The 18,079-nt window shown below is 34.5% G+C and carries 18 protein-coding genes and 2 tRNA genes; all 20 read right to left on the bottom strand.

What is annotated here, in order from left to right; all coding sequences use genetic code 11:
* Positions 1 to 22: 22 nt before the first annotated feature.
* The 20 genes from EGX70_RS00995 to EGX70_RS00900 all read right to left on the bottom strand — a co-directional run bounded on the left by EGX70_RS00995 (position 23) and on the right by EGX70_RS00900 (position 18,013).
* Complete coding sequence (locus EGX70_RS00995) at positions 23 to 1,657, bottom strand: SH3 domain-containing protein (RefSeq protein ID WP_000976031.1); 1,635 nt, start codon at positions 1,655 to 1,657, stop codon at positions 23 to 25.
* Between the two features lie 211 nt (positions 1,658 to 1,868).
* Positions 1,869 to 2,792 (bottom strand): 2-dehydropantoate 2-reductase, encoded by a 924-nt coding sequence (locus EGX70_RS00990; RefSeq protein WP_000964162.1) that lies wholly within the window; start codon positions 2,790 to 2,792, stop codon positions 1,869 to 1,871.
* A 12-nt stretch (positions 2,793 to 2,804) separates the two neighbouring features.
* Positions 2,805 to 3,875, bottom strand: a complete 1,071-nt coding sequence (locus EGX70_RS00985; RefSeq protein ID WP_000185920.1) for a PTS sugar transporter subunit IIC — start codon at positions 3,873 to 3,875, stop codon at positions 2,805 to 2,807.
* Between the two features lie 136 nt (positions 3,876 to 4,011).
* Complete coding sequence (locus EGX70_RS00980) at positions 4,012 to 5,004, bottom strand: NAD(P)/FAD-dependent oxidoreductase (protein WP_001044167.1); 993 nt, start codon at positions 5,002 to 5,004, stop codon at positions 4,012 to 4,014.
* A complete protein-coding gene (gene trmD, locus EGX70_RS00975) occupies positions 4,985 to 5,740 on the bottom strand; it encodes a tRNA (guanosine(37)-N1)-methyltransferase TrmD (protein WP_000975542.1) in 756 nt (251 codons plus the stop codon). Before trmD ends, EGX70_RS00980 begins: the two co-directional genes overlap by 20 nt.
* On the bottom strand, positions 5,727 to 6,245 hold the full coding sequence (gene rimM / locus EGX70_RS00970; RefSeq protein WP_000455619.1) for a ribosome maturation factor RimM: 519 nt from the start codon (positions 6,243 to 6,245) through the stop codon (positions 5,727 to 5,729). Before rimM ends, trmD begins: the two co-directional genes overlap by 14 nt.
* Positions 6,246 to 6,307: 62 nt before the next feature.
* Positions 6,308 to 6,379 (bottom strand) — tRNA-Glu (locus EGX70_RS00965).
* 8 nt (positions 6,380 to 6,387) lie between these two features.
* Positions 6,388 to 6,459 (bottom strand) — tRNA-Gln (locus EGX70_RS00960).
* Between the two features lie 107 nt (positions 6,460 to 6,566).
* Complete coding sequence (locus EGX70_RS00955) at positions 6,567 to 8,078, bottom strand: M protein trans-acting positive regulator PRD domain-containing protein (protein ID WP_000895673.1); 1,512 nt, start codon at positions 8,076 to 8,078, stop codon at positions 6,567 to 6,569.
* A 131-nt stretch (positions 8,079 to 8,209) separates the two neighbouring features.
* Positions 8,210 to 8,452, bottom strand: coding sequence for a KH domain-containing protein (locus EGX70_RS00950; protein WP_000379626.1), 243 nt, complete (start codon positions 8,450 to 8,452; stop codon positions 8,210 to 8,212).
* A 9-nt stretch (positions 8,453 to 8,461) separates the two neighbouring features.
* Positions 8,462 to 8,734, bottom strand: a complete 273-nt coding sequence (gene rpsP, locus EGX70_RS00945; protein ID WP_000268757.1) for a 30S ribosomal protein S16 — start codon at positions 8,732 to 8,734, stop codon at positions 8,462 to 8,464.
* Between the two features lie 128 nt (positions 8,735 to 8,862).
* Entirely contained in the window at positions 8,863 to 10,110 is a 1,248-nt protein-coding gene (locus EGX70_RS00940; RefSeq protein ID WP_000432860.1) for an ABC transporter permease, read from the bottom strand.
* A gap of 14 nt (positions 10,111 to 10,124) precedes the next feature.
* Positions 10,125 to 10,835, bottom strand: a complete 711-nt coding sequence (locus EGX70_RS00935) for an ABC transporter ATP-binding protein (RefSeq protein ID WP_000210672.1) — start codon at positions 10,833 to 10,835, stop codon at positions 10,125 to 10,127.
* 2 nt (positions 10,836 to 10,837) lie between these two features.
* Positions 10,838 to 12,082 (bottom strand): efflux RND transporter periplasmic adaptor subunit, encoded by a 1,245-nt coding sequence (locus EGX70_RS00930; RefSeq protein WP_000044616.1) that lies wholly within the window; start codon positions 12,080 to 12,082, stop codon positions 10,838 to 10,840.
* A 208-nt stretch (positions 12,083 to 12,290) separates the two neighbouring features.
* On the bottom strand, positions 12,291 to 13,889 hold the full coding sequence (locus tag EGX70_RS00925) for a carbamoyl phosphate synthase large subunit (RefSeq protein ID WP_001868561.1): 1,599 nt from the start codon (positions 13,887 to 13,889) through the stop codon (positions 12,291 to 12,293).
* 55 nt (positions 13,890 to 13,944) lie between these two features.
* Positions 13,945 to 15,015 (bottom strand): carbamoyl phosphate synthase small subunit, encoded by a 1,071-nt coding sequence (locus tag EGX70_RS00920; protein ID WP_001085245.1) that lies wholly within the window; start codon positions 15,013 to 15,015, stop codon positions 13,945 to 13,947.
* Between the two features lie 48 nt (positions 15,016 to 15,063).
* On the bottom strand, positions 15,064 to 15,585 hold the full coding sequence (gene pyrR / locus EGX70_RS00915; protein WP_000823056.1) for a bifunctional pyr operon transcriptional regulator/uracil phosphoribosyltransferase PyrR: 522 nt from the start codon (positions 15,583 to 15,585) through the stop codon (positions 15,064 to 15,066).
* A gap of 175 nt (positions 15,586 to 15,760) precedes the next feature.
* Positions 15,761 to 16,651, bottom strand: coding sequence for an RluA family pseudouridine synthase (locus EGX70_RS00910; RefSeq protein ID WP_000406594.1), 891 nt, complete (start codon positions 16,649 to 16,651; stop codon positions 15,761 to 15,763).
* On the bottom strand, positions 16,635 to 17,099 hold the full coding sequence (lspA, locus tag EGX70_RS00905; RefSeq protein ID WP_001226250.1) for a signal peptidase II: 465 nt from the start codon (positions 17,097 to 17,099) through the stop codon (positions 16,635 to 16,637). The genes EGX70_RS00910 and lspA overlap by 17 nt, the downstream gene beginning before the upstream one ends.
* Positions 17,100 to 17,107: 8 nt before the next feature.
* Positions 17,108 to 18,013, bottom strand: a complete 906-nt coding sequence (locus EGX70_RS00900; RefSeq protein ID WP_001025683.1) for a LysR family transcriptional regulator — start codon at positions 18,011 to 18,013, stop codon at positions 17,108 to 17,110.
* Positions 18,014 to 18,079 lie beyond the last annotated feature (66 nt).

The raw sequence follows: 18,079 nt of genomic DNA, 5'->3' as shown, positions 1-18,079 counted from the left end.
CTAAATCTAAAAAGATTTAGCTTTAAATTTCAATATAGCGACGAATACCGGAATAACTCTTGTATGAAATCCACTGATGACCATCTACTACTAACACTTGATCATAATGTATTTTTTCACCCTTTTGAAAATTAAATTCCACTGGACTTGATACTTTAGGTTGACTTTTCACATCTACAGTTTTAGTAAATGTATAGGTACCTGTTTTAGGTAAGTTGGGATAACTAGTCGGTTTAGTCGCCTCATCTTTCGCTTTTTCACTACTTGTAGTTAGCTTTTTCACAGGAATATAGCGACGAACACCACTATAAGATTTGTAAGAAATCCACTGGTAACCATCTGCTGTCAATACTTGATCATAATTTATTTTGTCACCTTTTTCTAAAGTAAATTGGGTCTGACTTGATATTTTAGCTTCATTTTTTACTTCAGTACTTCCGATAATATTATAAACACCAGTCTTTGCTAAACCATTTTCAATAGGTTCTTGAGAAGAATTAGTTCCAGCTACTGTCACTTTAGTTCCTGTTACACCTACAAGTGTCCCACTAGCTTCTTGGTAGTATAAATGAATATTATAAAGACCCTTCTCATTCTTATGGTCAGCAAATGATACAGCTACTTTGTAGTTGCCATCCCCAGTAGTTACAGCTGTATACCATTTAATATCATCTTGCCCTCCTTGTTCAGTCCAAACCGGTACCTTAACAGCAGCGATACCGTTATCATCTTTAATATTCGTAATTAAAATATCAAAACCTGTAGTTGTTTCGTTAGAAATAGTCAGTCTACCAGTTTTAGTAATACGGGCTTGTGGTTGAGGAGACACTTTTTCTTTATCTTCAGTTTTTTCTACTGAAGATGCTTTACCTAGCAAAACAAAACGACGAACACCATTGAATGATTTATAAGATAACCACTGATTTCCTTCAATAGTTAGTATTTGGTCGTAAAAAATTCTGTCTCCTTTGTCCAATGTAAATTGAGTTGGACTCGCTACCTTAGCTTCATTTTTTACTTCTACTTTATGTGAAAATGTATAATTTCCTTGCGTTGCTATTTTCTCTTGATTATTGCTTCCTGAATTTGTTACAGGAGTAGGTGCTTTAGTCTCTGAACCTCCTGATGGATCTAGTGACTCAATAGCTGCGTATCGACGTACGCCACAAAAAGACTTATATGAAATCCATTTCACATTATCTTTATTAAATACTTGGTCATAGAAAACTTTATCACCTTTCTTTGCATAGAAAGCTACTGGGGCTGATTTTGAAGGTGTATTTTTCACCTCGGTTTCTTTGCTATAAACATAATTCCCTTGTTCAGGTAATGTTTTTTCCACCATTGGCTTTGTCTCTACTAAAGGAGTAGTAATGTCCTTTGTTGCCGTATTTTGACTATTTACAACTTTATCAGACGCTTGAACACTATCATTATTGGAAGTAATCACACTTGACGCACTTGTCTCATTGGAAGAATTATTAGCATCCACACTAGTGCCTGTCTGATTATTAACTTGAACCGATGTAGTTTGATCCGCAAAAACAGGACTTGTGACCATTATGAATGACCCTAAAATTACTGATGCTAAACCAAATTTATATTTACGTAGAGAGTAAGATTGCTTAGTATCATTTACTTGTCCTTTTTTCATCATAAACACCTACTTCCTTATTTATTTACACTACTATTATAATATCCTTTTTGTAACATGTCAACATATTTTAGAAATATTTGTAATACAAATGTAATATTTTATGCTGTAAATACTTCTCGAAAAAAATACCCAACTCTTATTATTCTTAGTATAACAAAATCATTATCATTAAGCATATCAAAAAACCGGGCACTATTCTCCCGGTTGATTATTATTTTATGCTAAGTACATTTTCTTTAGTGTGAATTAATTGTGTGATTAATCGACAGTAAGGTGTATCAATGCCTAGGTTTTCACCTTTTTTATTCACTGCGCCATTTAAGAAATCAATTTCAGTTAAGCGCTGATTTTGAACTAAGTCTTGATGCATTGAAGGGTAATGATGGGCTGCTTTAACAGATGTATCCATAACGTACTTTGTTATTTCTTCTTCATCAAGCTCTACACCTTCTGCTTTTCCAACAGTAACAAATTCATGGATAATTTCATGTACCATATTTACGCCGTCTTCACTAGCAAAGAGTTGACCAATTGTACAATCTAGCAAGGCGCAAGTTGAATTCATCGTTCCGTTAACACAAGCTTTTCTCCAAATATTTGGCAAAACATTTTCGTCATAAGTAGCCTGTAATTTTGCTTCATTAAGCAATTCAGTAACGCGATGACCTGCTTCTTGATTGTTAGGATCGATACTTTGAAGATTTACAGAACCAACTCCTTCCAGATGAGCATGCCCTGGTCCTTTCAACCCTGCAGTCCAAACTGTTACTCCCATCAAAATATTGTGTTCAGGGATATATTGACGAATGACATCTTCATGTCCTAATCCATTTAAAAGACATAAGACCTTTGTTTTCTTACCAATAATTTTTTTAATATCTTGAAGCATATTTGGCAACTGCATTGCTTTAGTAAACAAAATAATTAAATCTGCTTCTTCTGTCGCATCAGTTGGCTTCATGATAGGAAGTTTAACAAGGTCCTCTGTATCACCTGTTACCTTCAAGCCATTTTCTTTAATAGCCATAATATGGTCTGCCCAATTATCAAGTAAAATAACATCATGATTTGTTTTAGAAATTTGATATCCAAAACGACATCCCATAGCGCCTGAACCAGCAATATAAACTAACATACAACCTCCAAATTAATTTTGACCTTCAAAAACGAAAATATCGTCTTTATAAAGTTTCAGAATGTCTTTACAAATTTTGTGTGATACAAAACCTACTGCAAAAGGAATAACGAGCCAAGATAAGATAACAATCAACATACTTGCTCCTGCTTCAAATGAAGCAATCGGACCTACTGCACCAACAAGCCCAAAACCAGACGAAGCTGGTGTCCCCACCAATTTAAACAATGGGACTGTTAGAGAACTTACTGTAGCAGTCATAAGCATTGGAATCGCCATTACTGGATGCTTTAGGAAATTTGGCATCATCATCTTCATTGCACCTAAAGCAATAGCAATTGGAACTCCAGACTTATTAGCCTTCATCGTTGCCCAAACTAGCACTGCTGTTGTTGAAGCAACTCCCATTGAAGCTGCACTTGCTGACATACCATTAAGACCAATCGCTAGACCAATCGCTACTGTTGAAATAGGACTTACAATAAGCATTGAAAAAGCCATCGCAATTAGAATTGACATCGCAATTGGTTGTAAAGTAGTAAAAGAATTAATTCCTTGACCAATAAGTGTTGTCACATATGAAACGTAAGGGAGTAATTTCCATCCTAAATAGCCTACGCCTGTACCTATGATAATAGGTAACAAGATAATGGTTAGGGAACCAAATTTATTACCAAACCACTTAACTGCTAAAACTGCTAAAGCTGCTGTTAGCATCATATTGATGAGATCACCAATCCCACGCAATTGGAAACTACCAGTAGCAACTCCTTTTTGAATAACTTCTGTGTAAGCCCACGCACCAGAACCAATATATGCAGCACCTCCAACAGCAAGCTGTTGCATTGGGGTGAATTTAAACTGTTGACCAATCAAAAATCCTGCCATAATTGGTGTGAAAAATTGGAATACCTGCACGATGTGTAAGAACTCTGCAGCAAGTCCGTAAGATAAAAATGGTTTCAAAAAAGTGGCTAGGATAGCATTTGGGATGAGTGCTACAACGATTGCAGTTGCTGTCCCACCTAACACTTTATTGATAAAAGAACCAGCCGTCTCTTTTGGTGTTACCGTATTTGTCATAAAATACCTCGCTTCATTTATTTAATATCATTCATAACGACAAAGTTAATTATATCACAAAATAAATAGGAAGCTTTGTTATTTTTTTAACAATATATATAATCCTTTTTTATAAACTTATCAGTTTTATTTATAGTTATTTTATCAATGATGTTGAATGGACTACACGGTTATCTCGATCAGGATAAATATAATTGATAGCTTGGTTTATAGCGACTGGTGCTTCCCCATATCCTGTTGCAATCAATTCTACCTTTCCTGGATAATTAGCAGCATCTCCAATAGCATACACGCCTTCTTGAGTCGTCTCAAAAAGTGAAGAAACATTGATACTAGACCGTTTATAATCCAAATTCCAATAACGTAAATTTTTATTAGAAGTAGAAAAGCCAAAACTAACAATCAAGTTGTCTAAAGGTAATTCAATTACTTCATCACCTTTAACTTTTTGAACGACCAAGCTGCTAACTCTCTGACTATCTCCATTTAAACAAATTGGGACATAAGGGGTTAAAATTCTAACACCTGATGCCTTTAGTATATCCACACTATGCTCATGCGCTCTAAAAGCATCTCTACGATGAACAATCGCTACACTAGCTGCAATCTTATCTAATTCATTGGCCCAATCAACAGCTGAGTCGCCTCCACCACAAATAACAACATGTTTACCTGCAAACTGTTCTAACTTTGTAACGTTATAGAATAAATTATTATCTGCATAATTTTCTTCATTTTCCAAACCTAGTAAACGCGGAGCAAAAGCACCGTTGCCACAAGCAAAAACAATAGCACGTGACAAATGTTGATCTTTATCTGTTTGAATTGTGAAAACATCATCTACTTTTTCAAATGATAAAACTTCTTCTTTTAAACAGATTTTAATAGAATCTTTAAATCTCTCTAATTGTTCAATATGTTTATCAATTAATTCACGTCCAGTAATCACCGGATAACCAGGAATATCATAGATTTTTTTCTCAGGATAAAGGATAGCTGGCTGGCCTCCTAATTCCGAAAGGCTTTCAATAATTTTAACGGATACTCCGCGTAGTCCAGCATAAAAAGCAGCAAAGAGACCTACTGGTCCGCCTCCTACAATAGTGATATCATAAATTGTTTTGTTCATTTACTGTATCTGTTCTTTCTATTTCTGTTTTAATTTTCTCTAAGATAAGTCTCTCTTCATCCGTCATTGCATAATTTTCTAACAAATCTGGTCGACGTTCTAGTGTTTTTCGCAAACTTTGTTCTAAACGCCATTTTCGGATATTTTCATGATGACCACTCATGAGAACATCAGGAACTGTCATGCCTAAATAATCATATGGGCGCGTATACTGAGGATATTCTAATAGGCCCGATGAAAATGAATCATCCTGATGACTTGTTTCTTTACCTATAACTTCTGGAATCAGACGAACGGTAGCATCGACCATTGTCATAGCCGCCAATTCTCCTCCCGTAAGAACAAAATCTCCCAAAGATACTTCGTCTGTTACTAATGATTTTATACGTTCATCATAACCTTCATAGTGACCACAAATAAAAATTAATTCATCTTCTTTGGATAGTTCTTCTGCAAAATCCTGATCAAATGTTCTGCCCGCTGGGTCTAGCAAAATAACACGTGCTTTTTGAGCATCTATTTTATCAATTGTATCAAAAATAGGTTGAGCACGTAAAAGCATCCCTTGCCCCCCACCGTAAGGCTCATCATCAACATGTCGAGACTTCTCAGCATTTTCTCTGAAATTGTGATAATTAATTTCAAGAAGTCCTCTTTCTTTTGCCTTACCAACTATAGAATGTTCCAGAGGGGCAAACATTTCAGGAAATAAAGTTAAAATATCAATCTTCATCATCTAAACCTTCCATCAATTCAACTTGAACACGCTGATTAGAAAGGTCCACTTCTAATACTACTGGCGGGATATAGGGTAATAAAAGATCACGTTTTCCATGACGTTCCACAACCCAAACGTCATTTGCTCCTGGTTGTAAAATTTCTTTGATTTTTCCAATCAGCTCTTCCCCTTCATAGACATCTAAGCCAATAATTTCATGATAATAAAATTCACCATCTTTAAGGTCGCTCAGTTGATCCTCTGCCACCTTCAGTGTGAAACCTTTATATTTTTCAATATCATTAATATGATACATTCCTTTGAATTTTATAATGTCAAAATTCTTCTGCTTACAATGACTAGCAATTTCAATATCCATAACAAACTGATTCTTTTCATCGAATAAAGCTAACACTTGACCTTTTTTAAAGCGTTCTTCTACAAAGTCAGTCACGCTTAATACACGCATTTCGCCTTGTAATCCTTGTGTATTGACAATTTTTCCAACGTTAAAGTATTCCATAGTAACTCCGATATTTTTGAAAATAAAAGAAAAACCAGCCGCTAAAATGCAACTGGCCACGATAGTCCGTACGGGATTCGAACCCGTGTTACCGCCGTGAAAAGGCGGTGTCTTAACCCCTTGACCAACGGACCATGTGAAACTGGGGTAGCTGGATTCGAACCAACGCATGAGGGAGTCAAAGTCCCTTGCCTTACCGCTTGGCTATACCCCAAAAGACAAAATCTAGTATATCGAAATTCTAGATTACTGTCAATATCTTTTCGAATTAAATTTTAAATTTCGATTTTATCCCTTTTAATAAAGCTCATATAGAGTCTATCAAAGTATTTTATGTTTCATTTTGGAAATATATTCAAAAACTTTTTGGTCCCTTTTTTCGATAATAGCTTGTAAAAGTAGTTCATGGTACTGCTTATTATTCATCCCAATTTCTAATATATCTTGTATAGCCACACCTGAGTCATTTTTTAAAGAAGATATATAGCGTCTCTCAGCAATAATGATATCTGCTTTTTTTAGTAATTTTTCATCTATCTGAGTCGTTTGATAGTTTACAAAAAAGAATTCCGCTATCTTAGATGTAAAATATTGGTTTAACATTACTTGATAGGTTTGTAATCTAATATTACTAGATGAAATTACATATACAGAAAGAGGAGCTAAGAAAGTCTCTATTAAGTTAGATAATTGCATTGTTAGTAGCACTGTCTCATGTTTGGAAAAAGTTAAATTCCCTCCCTTCAGGTTAAAAATATCAGCCAGACCTTTATCTAATAGGTGATATAAATCCTTAGAATAGCTCAGCCTTGATGTATTTAAAAAATAAAAATCAGGAATAAAATAATAACAATAACAAATAAAATGTCTCAAAAAATAGGCATTAATATCTTTAAAATGCTGCGAGTCAATAAATTCTCTACCCAATAATCGACCACAAAAATTCTTAAAGGCTTTTGACTTTGATATCTTATAAGAAGCAAAAATAAATTCTTCGTTGACATTGATATCATCTCGATTGCTAAATAGAGGACCATCACTAATACAAAACACTAAATATAGATAATCAAGTAAACCTTCATTCAACTCTATATCAAGATGTATAGCAATACTCTTTTGAGCTGCTTTGGATAACTCCATGTAGAGAATAGATTTTTTTAGTTGATTAAAGGATTCTGTTTGAGGAATTTCTACTTTATATTCTTTTCTTTTCCAAACTAAATTCACCAAAATATAAAAATAGTAATATTCTTCAGATAAGTCTTTAAGGTCGTAGTCACACCCTTTAAAATTCGAGTATTCAATAAAATCCCTTATCATTACCTCACTTGTAGCATCAAAAGGATAAATAATAAAACCAAAATGATACTGTAACAAAGCAATCAGCAGTCTAATCTGATATTCTGGACCTGTCACTTTATTTTTTTGTATTGATAACTTAACACTCTCCAAATAAAGTTTACAGTTTTTCTTTATTCGGTAGGCACTTGCGACGGATATGAATTTCTTAGCCGTGAATTCAGAAAAACTGACATTTTGAGGAGCAATAAAATATGCCAAAAACTGTAACATATTAGACTCTCGATAAATGGTATGCAAAGTCTCTAGCTTAGAAAGTGTTTCGTAATGGAACAATACCATTGTTCTACTTTTGACAACAAGGTAGAAATCAGAATAAAGTATTTGTAGTTCCGAAATAAGACCTTGTAAAATCTTTTCACTCAAAGCATATTCTGTTTTAAAGTGATCAAGGTTAATTTCTCCATCATCAAGTAAGGCGGTCATCAGGTATGCTTTCAGTTTTATTTTTTCTTCGAGAAAATCAAATAGCAATATCTTATCCTCCTTAATAAAAAATCAGAAAATTCCCTTTCACATCCATTATATTCTAAAAGACTAAAAAACTCACAATTTTTGTGTAGATATAACAAAAAAGACAGGAAGTTCCTATCTTTTAGAATAAATTATTCTTTCTCATCAATGATGAGTCTTACTTTTTTCCCTTGTGTTGGTACCGAATAGACAATCGACCTTATCGCTGTAATTGTACGACCCTTTTTGCCGATAACACGACCGATGTCTTGGGTATCTAAATCAAGATGGTACTCTAAAAATTCTGGGCCATCCTGAATTTTTATGGTTAACTGATCTGGTTGTGAAATCAAAGGTTTCACAATAGCAATAATGAGATTTTCAATGGTATCCATAGGCTTTTATTATTTTGAGAATTTTTGATCGTGGAATTTAGTCATAACTCCAGCTTTTGAAAGAAGGTTACGAACTGTATCTGAAGGTTGTGCACCTTTTGATAACCATTCAAGAACACGTTCTTCTTTGATTGTAACTTGGTTTTCTGCAACTAATGGGTTGTATGTTCCAACAGTTTCAATAAAACGTCCGTCACGTGGTGCACGTGAATCTGCAACATTGATACGGTAGAAAGGTTTCTTCTTAGAACCCATACGAGTTAAACGGATTTTTACTGCCATTTTTAAATAGTCTCTTTTCTTTTTCTTTATATTTGGTCGTTGATAGCTTAACTAACAACTTTACCTTACTAAGTATAACATAAATACAAACTCTGTCAAGAAAAAATCTTGACAGAGCATATGTTTTTTTATTCATATCGTAAAGCATCAATTGGGTTTAATTTGCTAGCTTTATTAGCAGGTAATAAACCAAATATAATTCCAATAAATGCTGAGAAAATTAAACTGCCTATAGCCACGTTAAGTGACACAGAAGGAGTAATCTTATCTTGCGCATTAGCAATTAACATCGTACCTCCATAGGCTAGTAATAACCCAATTAACCCACCCAAAATCGTTAAGACCATTGATTCAATTAAAAATTGAGCTAAAATTTTACGTCGAGTTGCCCCAAGGGCTTTACGAAGGCCAATTTCTCTCGTGCGCTCAGTTACAGAGACTAACATAATATTCATCACTCCGATACCACCAACTAGGAGAGAAATTGCTGCAATCGCTCCAATAACACCTGTCATAATACCAACTTGGGTATTGATAGATTTAACTATAGATGTCATGTCAAAATTATCATAGTACCCATCCTTAGCATGACTAATGTCTGTTAAACGTTTGCCTATTTCTTTACCAATGCGATTGGATTGCGATACATCATTAAGATGAAAATATATGTTTTCTGCTTCTTTAGCACCAAACTCCGAAGCTAACTGTGTATTGGTTAAAATAGCATTCCCATCAGAATTACTTCCATATAAACCTGAACCAGCTTCTGGATCCGAATAAACCCCCACTACTAAGTAAGATTTATTTTTTACAGTCACCACTTTATTTAACGCTGCTTCATTTGTCTGAAATAATCTCTGAGCTAATTTTTCTTCTAGTAAAATAACTCTCGAGAATTGGTTATAATCCTCCTCTTGGAATTGACGACCACTTTTAATTTTGAACTTTTTGATACCAAGGTAAGTGCGGTTAATTCCTGTTATATTAACCGTCTTTGCCTTTTTTTCAAGGTAAGCTACTGGAGCATTTGTTTGATTAGTTACATAGTAGCCACTAACACCATCTACTTCCTTAGCAATCTTTTTTAACCATGATTCTTGAATAATTGGTTCCTTACGGTTGGTATCACTACTTTGCATGAAAGCCCCTTGAGCTCCAAAGTTATCCTCATTTTTTTGGTCTTCTTTTGTTTTATAATAAATCTGAAGGTTCTTCTGAGACTTTGTAATCTCATTTGTAACCGAATCTTTCATGCCCTTACCTAAGGCCATAATTAACACAACTGATGCAACCCCAATGATAATCCCTAACATGGTCAGAAAAGCACGCATCTTGTGCCCTAGAATCGATGATAGGGCAAATTTCCAATTTTCCATAATCGAATCTCCCCTTAATCAATTCTAATACTATCAGTAGTATCTGCTGTAATTTCGCCATCACGAATAACAATTTTACGTGTCGCATAATCGGCGATTTCTGGTTCATGAGTTACCATGATAATGGTTTTACCTTCTTGATTTAATTCCGTTAGGAACTGCATAATTTGCTCACCCGTCTTTGTATCCAAGGCACCAGTCGGCTCATCTGCTAGAATAATAGATGGGCTATTCACCAAAGCACGCGCGATTGCTACACGTTGCTTCTGTCCCCCAGATAATTCTGTTGGCAGATGGTTCATACGCTCTCTTAATTCAACTTTATCTAAAAATTGTTTTGCTAAATTTTTACGCTTTTTAGGAGCTACACCCGCATAAATTAAGGGTAATTCAACATTTTGCAAAGCCGTTAGTTTAGATAACAAGAAAAATTGTTGAAAGACAAAACCGATTTCCTTATTTCGAACTTGAGCTAATTTTGTTTGACTTAGTTCTTCGACACGTTTACCATTTAAACTATAATCTCCTGAAGTTGGGGAATCCAACAAGCCAATAATATTCATTAGTGTGGATTTCCCCGAACCAGATGGCCCCATGATTGCAAGAAATTCACCTTCATAAACCGTCAAATCAATGTTCTTTAAGACTTGAAGTTTTTGATCCCCATTTTGATAACTTTTAACAATCTGATGCAATCTAATCAGTTCTTTTCGATTAGTTGTCACGATTATTTCACCTCTGATTTCTTATTAGACTTAAGATCTATTGATTCAATATTATCAATTTTTTGCCCATCCTTGAAAGTTTTGCTTGGATTAGTAACCACGATTTGTCCTGCTTTCAAACCTGATAAAATTTCTTGTGTCTTAGCATCAGCTTTACCAATTTTGACTTCAACTTTGGAAATTTTACGATTAGAATCATTGTATACCCAAACAAAGTGTTTATTATCTTTGTTTGTCACAGAACTTGTAGGAACAATAAGGTGCTTATCTCCATTAACTACTTCAACTGATACAGTAAAACCTTGTTTTAATGCATCGAGAGGGCTAGTAATATCTACTTTATATTTATAATTTACAGCACTAGAGCCGTTATTAGAGTCATTGTTGTTTGCTTCTGCTTCTGGATAATTTGAGATATATGAAATTTTACCTTCCCATTCCTTGTCAGGATAGACCTTAGATTTTATTTTAACAGACTGGTCTTTTTTAACATTAGCCAAATCATACTCACTCATCGTTCCTTGTACTTGGAGTTTACCCTCAGTTGCTACATGGACAAGTACTTGACTAGTTTTTGAAGCTGGATCAATATCACTATTAACTTCAACAACTGTCCCTGATACGTCACTTGTAATAACAGTATCATTCAATGCTTTTTGTGCTTTATTTACTTCTGCCTGTGCATCTGCATAAGCATCATTCAAATCTTGAAGTTGTTGGTTGTATGAAGCATTAGCTTGACTTTGATAATTTTGCTGTAGACGATTCGTCGCACCACTAGTCGATTGAGCCCCTTGTCCTTGTGATGATGATGAAGATTGATCACTTGATTCCATAGCTGGAAGACTTCCTGTTGTCTTTAGATTATTAATCTGACGCGCTACTTTATTTAATTGACGATTAGCAGTGTCGTAGGCTGCTTGTGCAGTTGTTGTATCATATTGAACTAACTGCTGACCAGCTGTGATTTTATCACCCACTTTAACTGTAACAGTTGCTCGATTACCTTTATTAGCATCAAAATACACATACTGTTCTTGATTAGCCTTAGCTTTTCCTGTCAAAAGAGTTGAGGACGAAACACTTCCTTCTCTAACATTAAAAACTTTGTAGTTAGTTTTTACTGCACTCTTATTAGGTTGAGATTGTACCCATAAAAAGCCACCTACTGCTACAATTAGTGCCACTGAGAGCCCTGATATAATTGCTCCTTTTTTACTAATTCCTAAATTTTGTCGTTTACTCATGTCCATCTCCTGTTTGTATTATTAATATAGAACAAGTGTATTATTTTTAAATAATATTGTCAAGAAAATTCTTTAAAAATAATATTTTTACTCATTAAGTATACTATTTTGCTCATAGAAAGAACTTACAAAATTGAAAGTACTTTACTTTTTACCACAAATAAAAGCTGAGATCTATATCTCAGCTTTTATTTTTTATTAAGAATTGCTAAATAGACTGACAAGAGATAGAAAAATTTTTCATTTTTGAAAACATGTCTGCTTGACTTTCTCCCAATAAATACACTTCTTCCACCTCTTCTATACCCATAATTGTTAATATGGTCTCAATACCTATAGTGTCAAAAATTATAGATGTATCATTTAATTGTTCTATGAGGAGAGGTTGATTGGTAACAATTAATAATTCTAAACGAGTTTGTTTGATTTGCTTAATTAACTCATTTAATTTTACTAGGGAATAACCCTTGTCTACCATTATCAAAGCCTTTTGACAACCGCTAGAAATGTAGTCTGAATGCCAATCATAGCTTCGAAAATACTGAATTTGATGGCCAGTTAGAACACCAGAACTTTGTTCGACTTGCTTTAGAACAGGTGCAACACTATGTTTTTTTCGATATTCTAACATGTCTATCAAAGAGATTTGCCAACTATTAGCAATATAGTCATCCGAAAAACCATACCTTTTAGCTTCCTTGTAAATATCTACATTATATTGGCTTTTATTCAGGTTTTCATACAACTCTACAATATGTAAACATTTATCTAAGTAAAAAGGGTTGATTTTAGTAACTGAGGATAAATCATACAAATCAAAGCCACGTCTAAAAGCCTCTAAAAGATAAGCTAGACGATTTTCTTTTTTCTGAATCAAAGCAAACATCAAATCTTCCTCGCTAATATCACTCAGAAATGGAAAATGATCATAACTGCTAGCCTCGAGTAAATTTAAAAATAATTGCTCTATATTACGAGCAAAAAAGATATAATCAACTTTTTCAAAACTAAAAGATACGGCAGCTACATAGTCTAATTGTGGCTCTAAAAAGGCAGAGGTATTTGGGTAATAAGAATGCTTCAGTTGACTAAAAGTATATCCCACTGTCAATTTAGTTGCTATCTCTAAAACAGGATAGGTCGTAATAGTCTCAAATAAAATGCTTTGATAAGACAAACCAGATGATAAGCTAATTATATGATAATCCAAACTGTTCAAATCTATTAAGAAACTAAAGTAACATACTCCAATAATGTTTGCTTTTCGACACACATCAAATGCAACATCTCGAATTGTTTGCCTAGCAGCATCGGATAAAGTTTGACTTGGTACAATCGCTAGAGACTTCCCAGTTGTTTTATTAGATTCAATATATTCTAAATCAGAAACATATAAACAATTATTCAAAGAGTCTCTCATTACTAAACAATCTACTTGCACGAAGTCTTGATTATTGTCTATTGCCTGAACACTTTTTTCTGATAAATTATCACTGATATACTGCCTTGAATAATGACTCTGCCACACTAAAAACTCTTGAAATAGCTCATGATTTTTATCTAAGCAAAGGGGGTAAATCAAACTATCTTCATGTGTATTTATATACCCCACAAGCGTCTCAAGATTTTCAAATTGTGCATCATAATGGTGAATCACATGGTTTAGCTCCTTCGAGATAAGAATACTAACAGGTCTATCCCTTTTAGATAACCTCTCAACAGTTGATCTAATTAAATCGTCATATTCTTTCATTTTCTGTCCGAAAATAATAAGCAAAATAGGCTGTTTATCCTTTGTATTTAGCATATACGCACCTCCTTATTAATCAGCTCACCGACTGACTTTAAATAATATCTTATGTTTAAGCGCGTGATCCAATCATTTCTAAAAATTCATCAAAAAAATAGGTCACATCATGAGGGCCTGGAGCAGCCTCTGGGTAAAATTGCACAGACATCACTGGAAATGAGCGGTGCCTTAGAGCAACAATCTCTTGATCATTCAAACCTTCGTGTGTTACCAGTAAATCATGCGGAAGATTTAGCCGGTTAACGGTAAAATGATTAAACTGACTAACTGTTTCTAAACGACCCGTAGCAATATCTCTCATGGGATAATTTGGCCCCTTCTTAGCAACTGGGAGTCTCATAATTTCTGCACCATTTGCCATGGCAATTAATTGATGCCCCAAACCAATGCCTAACATAGGAACAGATTTTTGTAATTCTTTAATAGTGTTTAAGACTTCCTGAAGCTTTTCTGGATTCCCCGGACCATTAGATAATATGATACCTTCTGGGTATAGATTTTTAATACCTTCTAAAGACGTATTGTAGGGAATGACAGTCACGTCACACTGACGTTTAGACAATTCTCTCAAAATAGAATGTTTAAGGCCAAAATCAAGTACAACAATATTTCGGCCGCTAGCAGGCGACGGATAAGCTGTTTTTGTCGAAACTTGTTCCACATTATTTGTCGGTAATACTGTCGCTATTAATTGATCTTGTAAATGTGATAAAACATCACCTGCTTCTGCTAAAGTAGCTTTTACAAATCCTTTTTCTTTAATAACTTGCATCAAATACCTTGTATCGACCCCCGACATTGCAGGAACCTTTTTCATTTTCAAAAATTCATCTAGATTCATCTTGCTAGTATCGCTACTTACACATCTGGAATACTCTGCAACAACAACTCCTAAACAAGTGGGAATAATGGCTTCAGAGTAACTGCGATGAATACCATAATTTCCTATTAGCGGTGAGGTAAAAACTAAAATTTTTCCATTATGTGAAGGATTCGTTATTATTTCCTGATAGCCGGTATTCCCCGTACAAAAAACTAATTCGCCAGTTACATCAAGAGATGAACCAAAGGATAGTCCTTCAAAAACCGTACCATCCTCTAGAATTAACAATTTTTTTGCCATTGTGGTTCTTCCCCTTCTATAAAATCATCGTAAATAATAGTCGTCTACTTAACTCGGATCAATAATACTCACACGATCGTAACCATCATGTTCCATCACTTCAACTAGAATTTCTTCAAATTGACTTGTTGGAATATTTTTCCCCACATAATCTGCACGAATGGGTAGTTCACGATGCCCACGGTCAATTAATACAGCTAAACTGACACGACTCGGACGCCCCAAACTAACAAGATTATCAATAGCAGCTCGAATAGTGCGACCTGTATAGAGAACATCATCAATTAATATAATATCTTTATCAGTGATGTCAACTGGCATAGTTGTGGTGTCAACTTCAACTTTCATATCATCACGGAAAGGTTTAGTATCCAATTCTCCAACGGGAATATCTAAATTTTCTAATTGCTTCAAGCGTTCTTGAATGCGTTTGGCTAAAAAAACACCTCTTGTTTTAATGCCTGCTAAGACAATATTATCTAAATTTTTGTTACGTTCTATAATTTCGTAGGTAATACGTGTAATAGCACGTTTCATGGTCACATCATCAATAATTTCTTTTCTTTTCATTGCAGTATCCTCTCTAAGATAAAAGAGCCCCTTCAAAAGGAGACTCTCTAGAATGACAAAGCCGCTCAGGCATTGATTTAGTCTGAAGTTTCTCCTTAACTATCTCACTGGATAAGGTTAAAGGAATGATTTGCTTATATTATAGCAAATGGTAAAAGTATTTTTCAAGAAAAACTTAATTTTTTCTCAACTTGTCTAAGGTTGTCTGAAAAATTTCCGGAACCTCTACTGAAAAAATCAAATTCTCTCCGTTACTTGGGTGCGTAAAACCTAGTGTTTGTGCATGCAAAAACTGTCCTTTACCCCCTAAAGTCTTACGGGGACCGTAGACAGGATCACCGGCTAGAGGATGGCCAATATAAGCCATATGAACCCGAATTTGGTGTGTTCGACCTGTCTCCAATGACAATTCAACTAAGGTATAATCACCAAAACGTTCTAAAACATGAAAACGAGTTATTGCTGGCTTACCTTTAGCAGTCACTGCTTGCTTCTTACGATCTTTATCGCTTCTACCAATCGGAGCCTCAATCACACCTCGATCATTTGGTAAATTACCATGCACAATTGCTAAATATTTACGAAGCGATTTTTTATCTTTTAACTCTTCAGCCAACACTTGGTGAGCTCTATCATTTTTTGCAACCATCAATAAACCAGAAGTATCTTTATCAATACGATGAACGATCCCTGGGCGAACAACGCCATTAATTGATGATAAATCCTTAATATGATACATCAAGGCGTTAACTAAGGTGCCCGAACTGTGGCCTGCAGAAGGGTGAACAACCATTCCTTGCGGCTTATTAACCACAGCAACGTCATCATCTTGATAGATAATATCTAAAGGGATATTCTCAGCTTGATAATCTAGTACTTCCTCTTTAGGAATATCAAAAGTAATCCGATCTCCTTCTTGAACAGTATATTTCGCTTTTTTTACTTGTCCATTTACTAACACAATCCCTTTTTTAATTTCTTCATTAGCTTGACTACGCGACAGTTCAGAATTATCAGCTAAAGCTTTATCTAGCCTAACTCCTGCTATTTTAATTGTGATTTCCATTACTTTCCTCTTTCCAAAGTGCAATCATTAAGCAAATAATACCAATTGTCAGATATGAGTCTGCTACATTAAAGATAGCAAAATTAATAAAATCTAAATGCACCATATCAACGACATAACCCAATCTTAAGCGATCTATAAAGTTTCCTAATCCACCAGAGATGATTAAGGTTAGAGAAATTAATAACCAATAACTTCCATTAATATGTTTCATCAAATAAATAATAGCAACACAAACAACAAAGATTGTAATTAAGGTAAAAAGCCATTGTTGATTTTGCAAAATAGAAAATGCAGCACCATAATTTCTCAGATAAGTTAGACTAACGATATTTGGAATGAATTCCTTAATTTGGTTTAGTTCAATATGTTTAACAATCCATAACTTAGATAGTTGATCTAAAGCAATCAACAAAATAGTTATTATTGGTATAATAATCTTTCTCATTACTTCTCCTATGAATTAAATCCCTTAAAATACTCTTCCATAACAGCAACAAATTTTAAAGCCATCTGAGATAAATTACGATCTTTTCGTTTGATATAAATCATTTGGTTATCTAGATGATCTTCTAATGGAATAACAGTGATACCATTCACACTGCGGCTATCCAAGAATCCTGAGCCCGTCGCATAAGCTTGGGTTCTTTCTAAAATACCATTTAATGTTGCTCTATCAGTAACATTATAGGTAACAGAACTATCAAGTACTTCCACAAAATTCTCCGAGTAATACCGATAATCATCTCTATCCTGTGTAAAACGTACGGTTGGTAATCCTTCTAAATCTGTCATTATCAGAGATGTTTTACTAGCCAAGGGATGGTCTTTCCCAAGATAAATATGAGTTTTAAAAGGAATAAGCTCTACAAACTCTAACCCCAATTTGTCCAACCGCTGAAGTAAACCTTTTTTATTTTGACTATTGATATAAATGATACCTATTTCGCTATTCCCTTGAGCAACTTCATCTAAGATACGTATTGTTGTTGATTCGAAAATACGGAAATAGCTAAAATTATCATTACATTTTGAAAACGCTGTGATTAAAGGAGGTAGAAAATCATAATGTTGACTTGCTATTGAGAATTCTTGCTCTGTAGCTTCAGATTGCGAAAACTGTTTTTCGAATGAATCAAAGCTTTTCACAACTTCTAAAGCATTCTCATAAAAAGTCATGCCTTGATTGGTCAACACTGCACCAGTAGTTGTACGCGTAAAAATCTGAAACCCTAATTCTGTTTCCAAATCACGAACGGCAACAGATAAACTTGGCTGACTAACAAATAGTTTTGCAGCTGCTTCACGAAAAGTACCACTATTTGCGATAGCAACAACATAACGCAGTTGTTGAATATTCATTTTATCACTTCCTCATTTTAGTACCCTTCATTATACCAAAAAATAACTATCCTTGCGGAAAATTCT

This window comes from Streptococcus sp. FDAARGOS_522 (genome assembly GCF_003812445.1).
Taxonomy (GTDB): Bacteria; Bacillota; Bacilli; order Lactobacillales; family Streptococcaceae; genus Streptococcus; species Streptococcus agalactiae.
This window is presented reverse-complemented; position numbering and strand designations above follow the sequence as displayed.

What these genes read in the sequence shown, in the direction of transcription:
- EGX70_RS00930 (WP_000044616.1), bottom strand. Translation starts at nt 12,082, where the DNA reads ATGAGTAAACGACAAAATTTAGGAATTAGTAAAAAAGGAGCAATTATA.
- pyrR (WP_000823056.1), bottom strand. Translation starts at nt 15,585, where the DNA reads ATGAAAAGAAAAGAAATTATTGATGATGTGACCATGAAACGTGCTATT.
- EGX70_RS00940 (WP_000432860.1), bottom strand. Translation starts at nt 10,110, where the DNA reads ATGGAAAATTGGAAATTTGCCCTATCATCGATTCTAGGGCACAAGATG.
- rimM (WP_000455619.1), bottom strand. Translation starts at nt 6,245, where the DNA reads ATGGAATACTTTAACGTTGGAAAAATTGTCAATACACAAGGATTACAA.
- lspA (WP_001226250.1), bottom strand. Translation starts at nt 17,099, where the DNA reads ATGAGAAAGATTATTATACCAATAATAACTATTTTGTTGATTGCTTTA.
- trmD (WP_000975542.1), bottom strand. Translation starts at nt 5,740, where the DNA reads ATGATGAAGATTGATATTTTAACTTTATTTCCTGAAATGTTTGCCCCT.
- rpsP (WP_000268757.1), bottom strand. Translation starts at nt 8,734, where the DNA reads ATGGCAGTAAAAATCCGTTTAACTCGTATGGGTTCTAAGAAGAAACCT.
- EGX70_RS00995 (WP_000976031.1), bottom strand. Translation starts at nt 1,657, where the DNA reads ATGATGAAAAAAGGACAAGTAAATGATACTAAGCAATCTTACTCTCTA.
- EGX70_RS00920 (WP_001085245.1), bottom strand. Translation starts at nt 15,015, where the DNA reads ATGGCAAAAAAATTGTTAATTCTAGAGGATGGTACGGTTTTTGAAGGA.
- EGX70_RS00980 (WP_001044167.1), bottom strand. Translation starts at nt 5,004, where the DNA reads ATGAACAAAACAATTTATGATATCACTATTGTAGGAGGCGGACCAGTA.
- EGX70_RS00985 (WP_000185920.1), bottom strand. Translation starts at nt 3,875, where the DNA reads ATGACAAATACGGTAACACCAAAAGAGACGGCTGGTTCTTTTATCAAT.
- EGX70_RS00950 (WP_000379626.1), bottom strand. Translation starts at nt 8,452, where the DNA reads ATGGATACCATTGAAAATCTCATTATTGCTATTGTGAAACCTTTGATT.
- EGX70_RS00925 (WP_001868561.1), bottom strand. Translation starts at nt 13,889, where the DNA reads ATGCTAAATACAAAGGATAAACAGCCTATTTTGCTTATTATTTTCGGA.
- EGX70_RS00900 (WP_001025683.1), bottom strand. Translation starts at nt 18,013, where the DNA reads ATGAATATTCAACAACTGCGTTATGTTGTTGCTATCGCAAATAGTGGT.
- EGX70_RS00910 (WP_000406594.1), bottom strand. Translation starts at nt 16,651, where the DNA reads ATGGAAATCACAATTAAAATAGCAGGAGTTAGGCTAGATAAAGCTTTA.
- EGX70_RS00990 (WP_000964162.1), bottom strand. Translation starts at nt 2,792, where the DNA reads ATGTTAGTTTATATTGCTGGTTCAGGCGCTATGGGATGTCGTTTTGGA.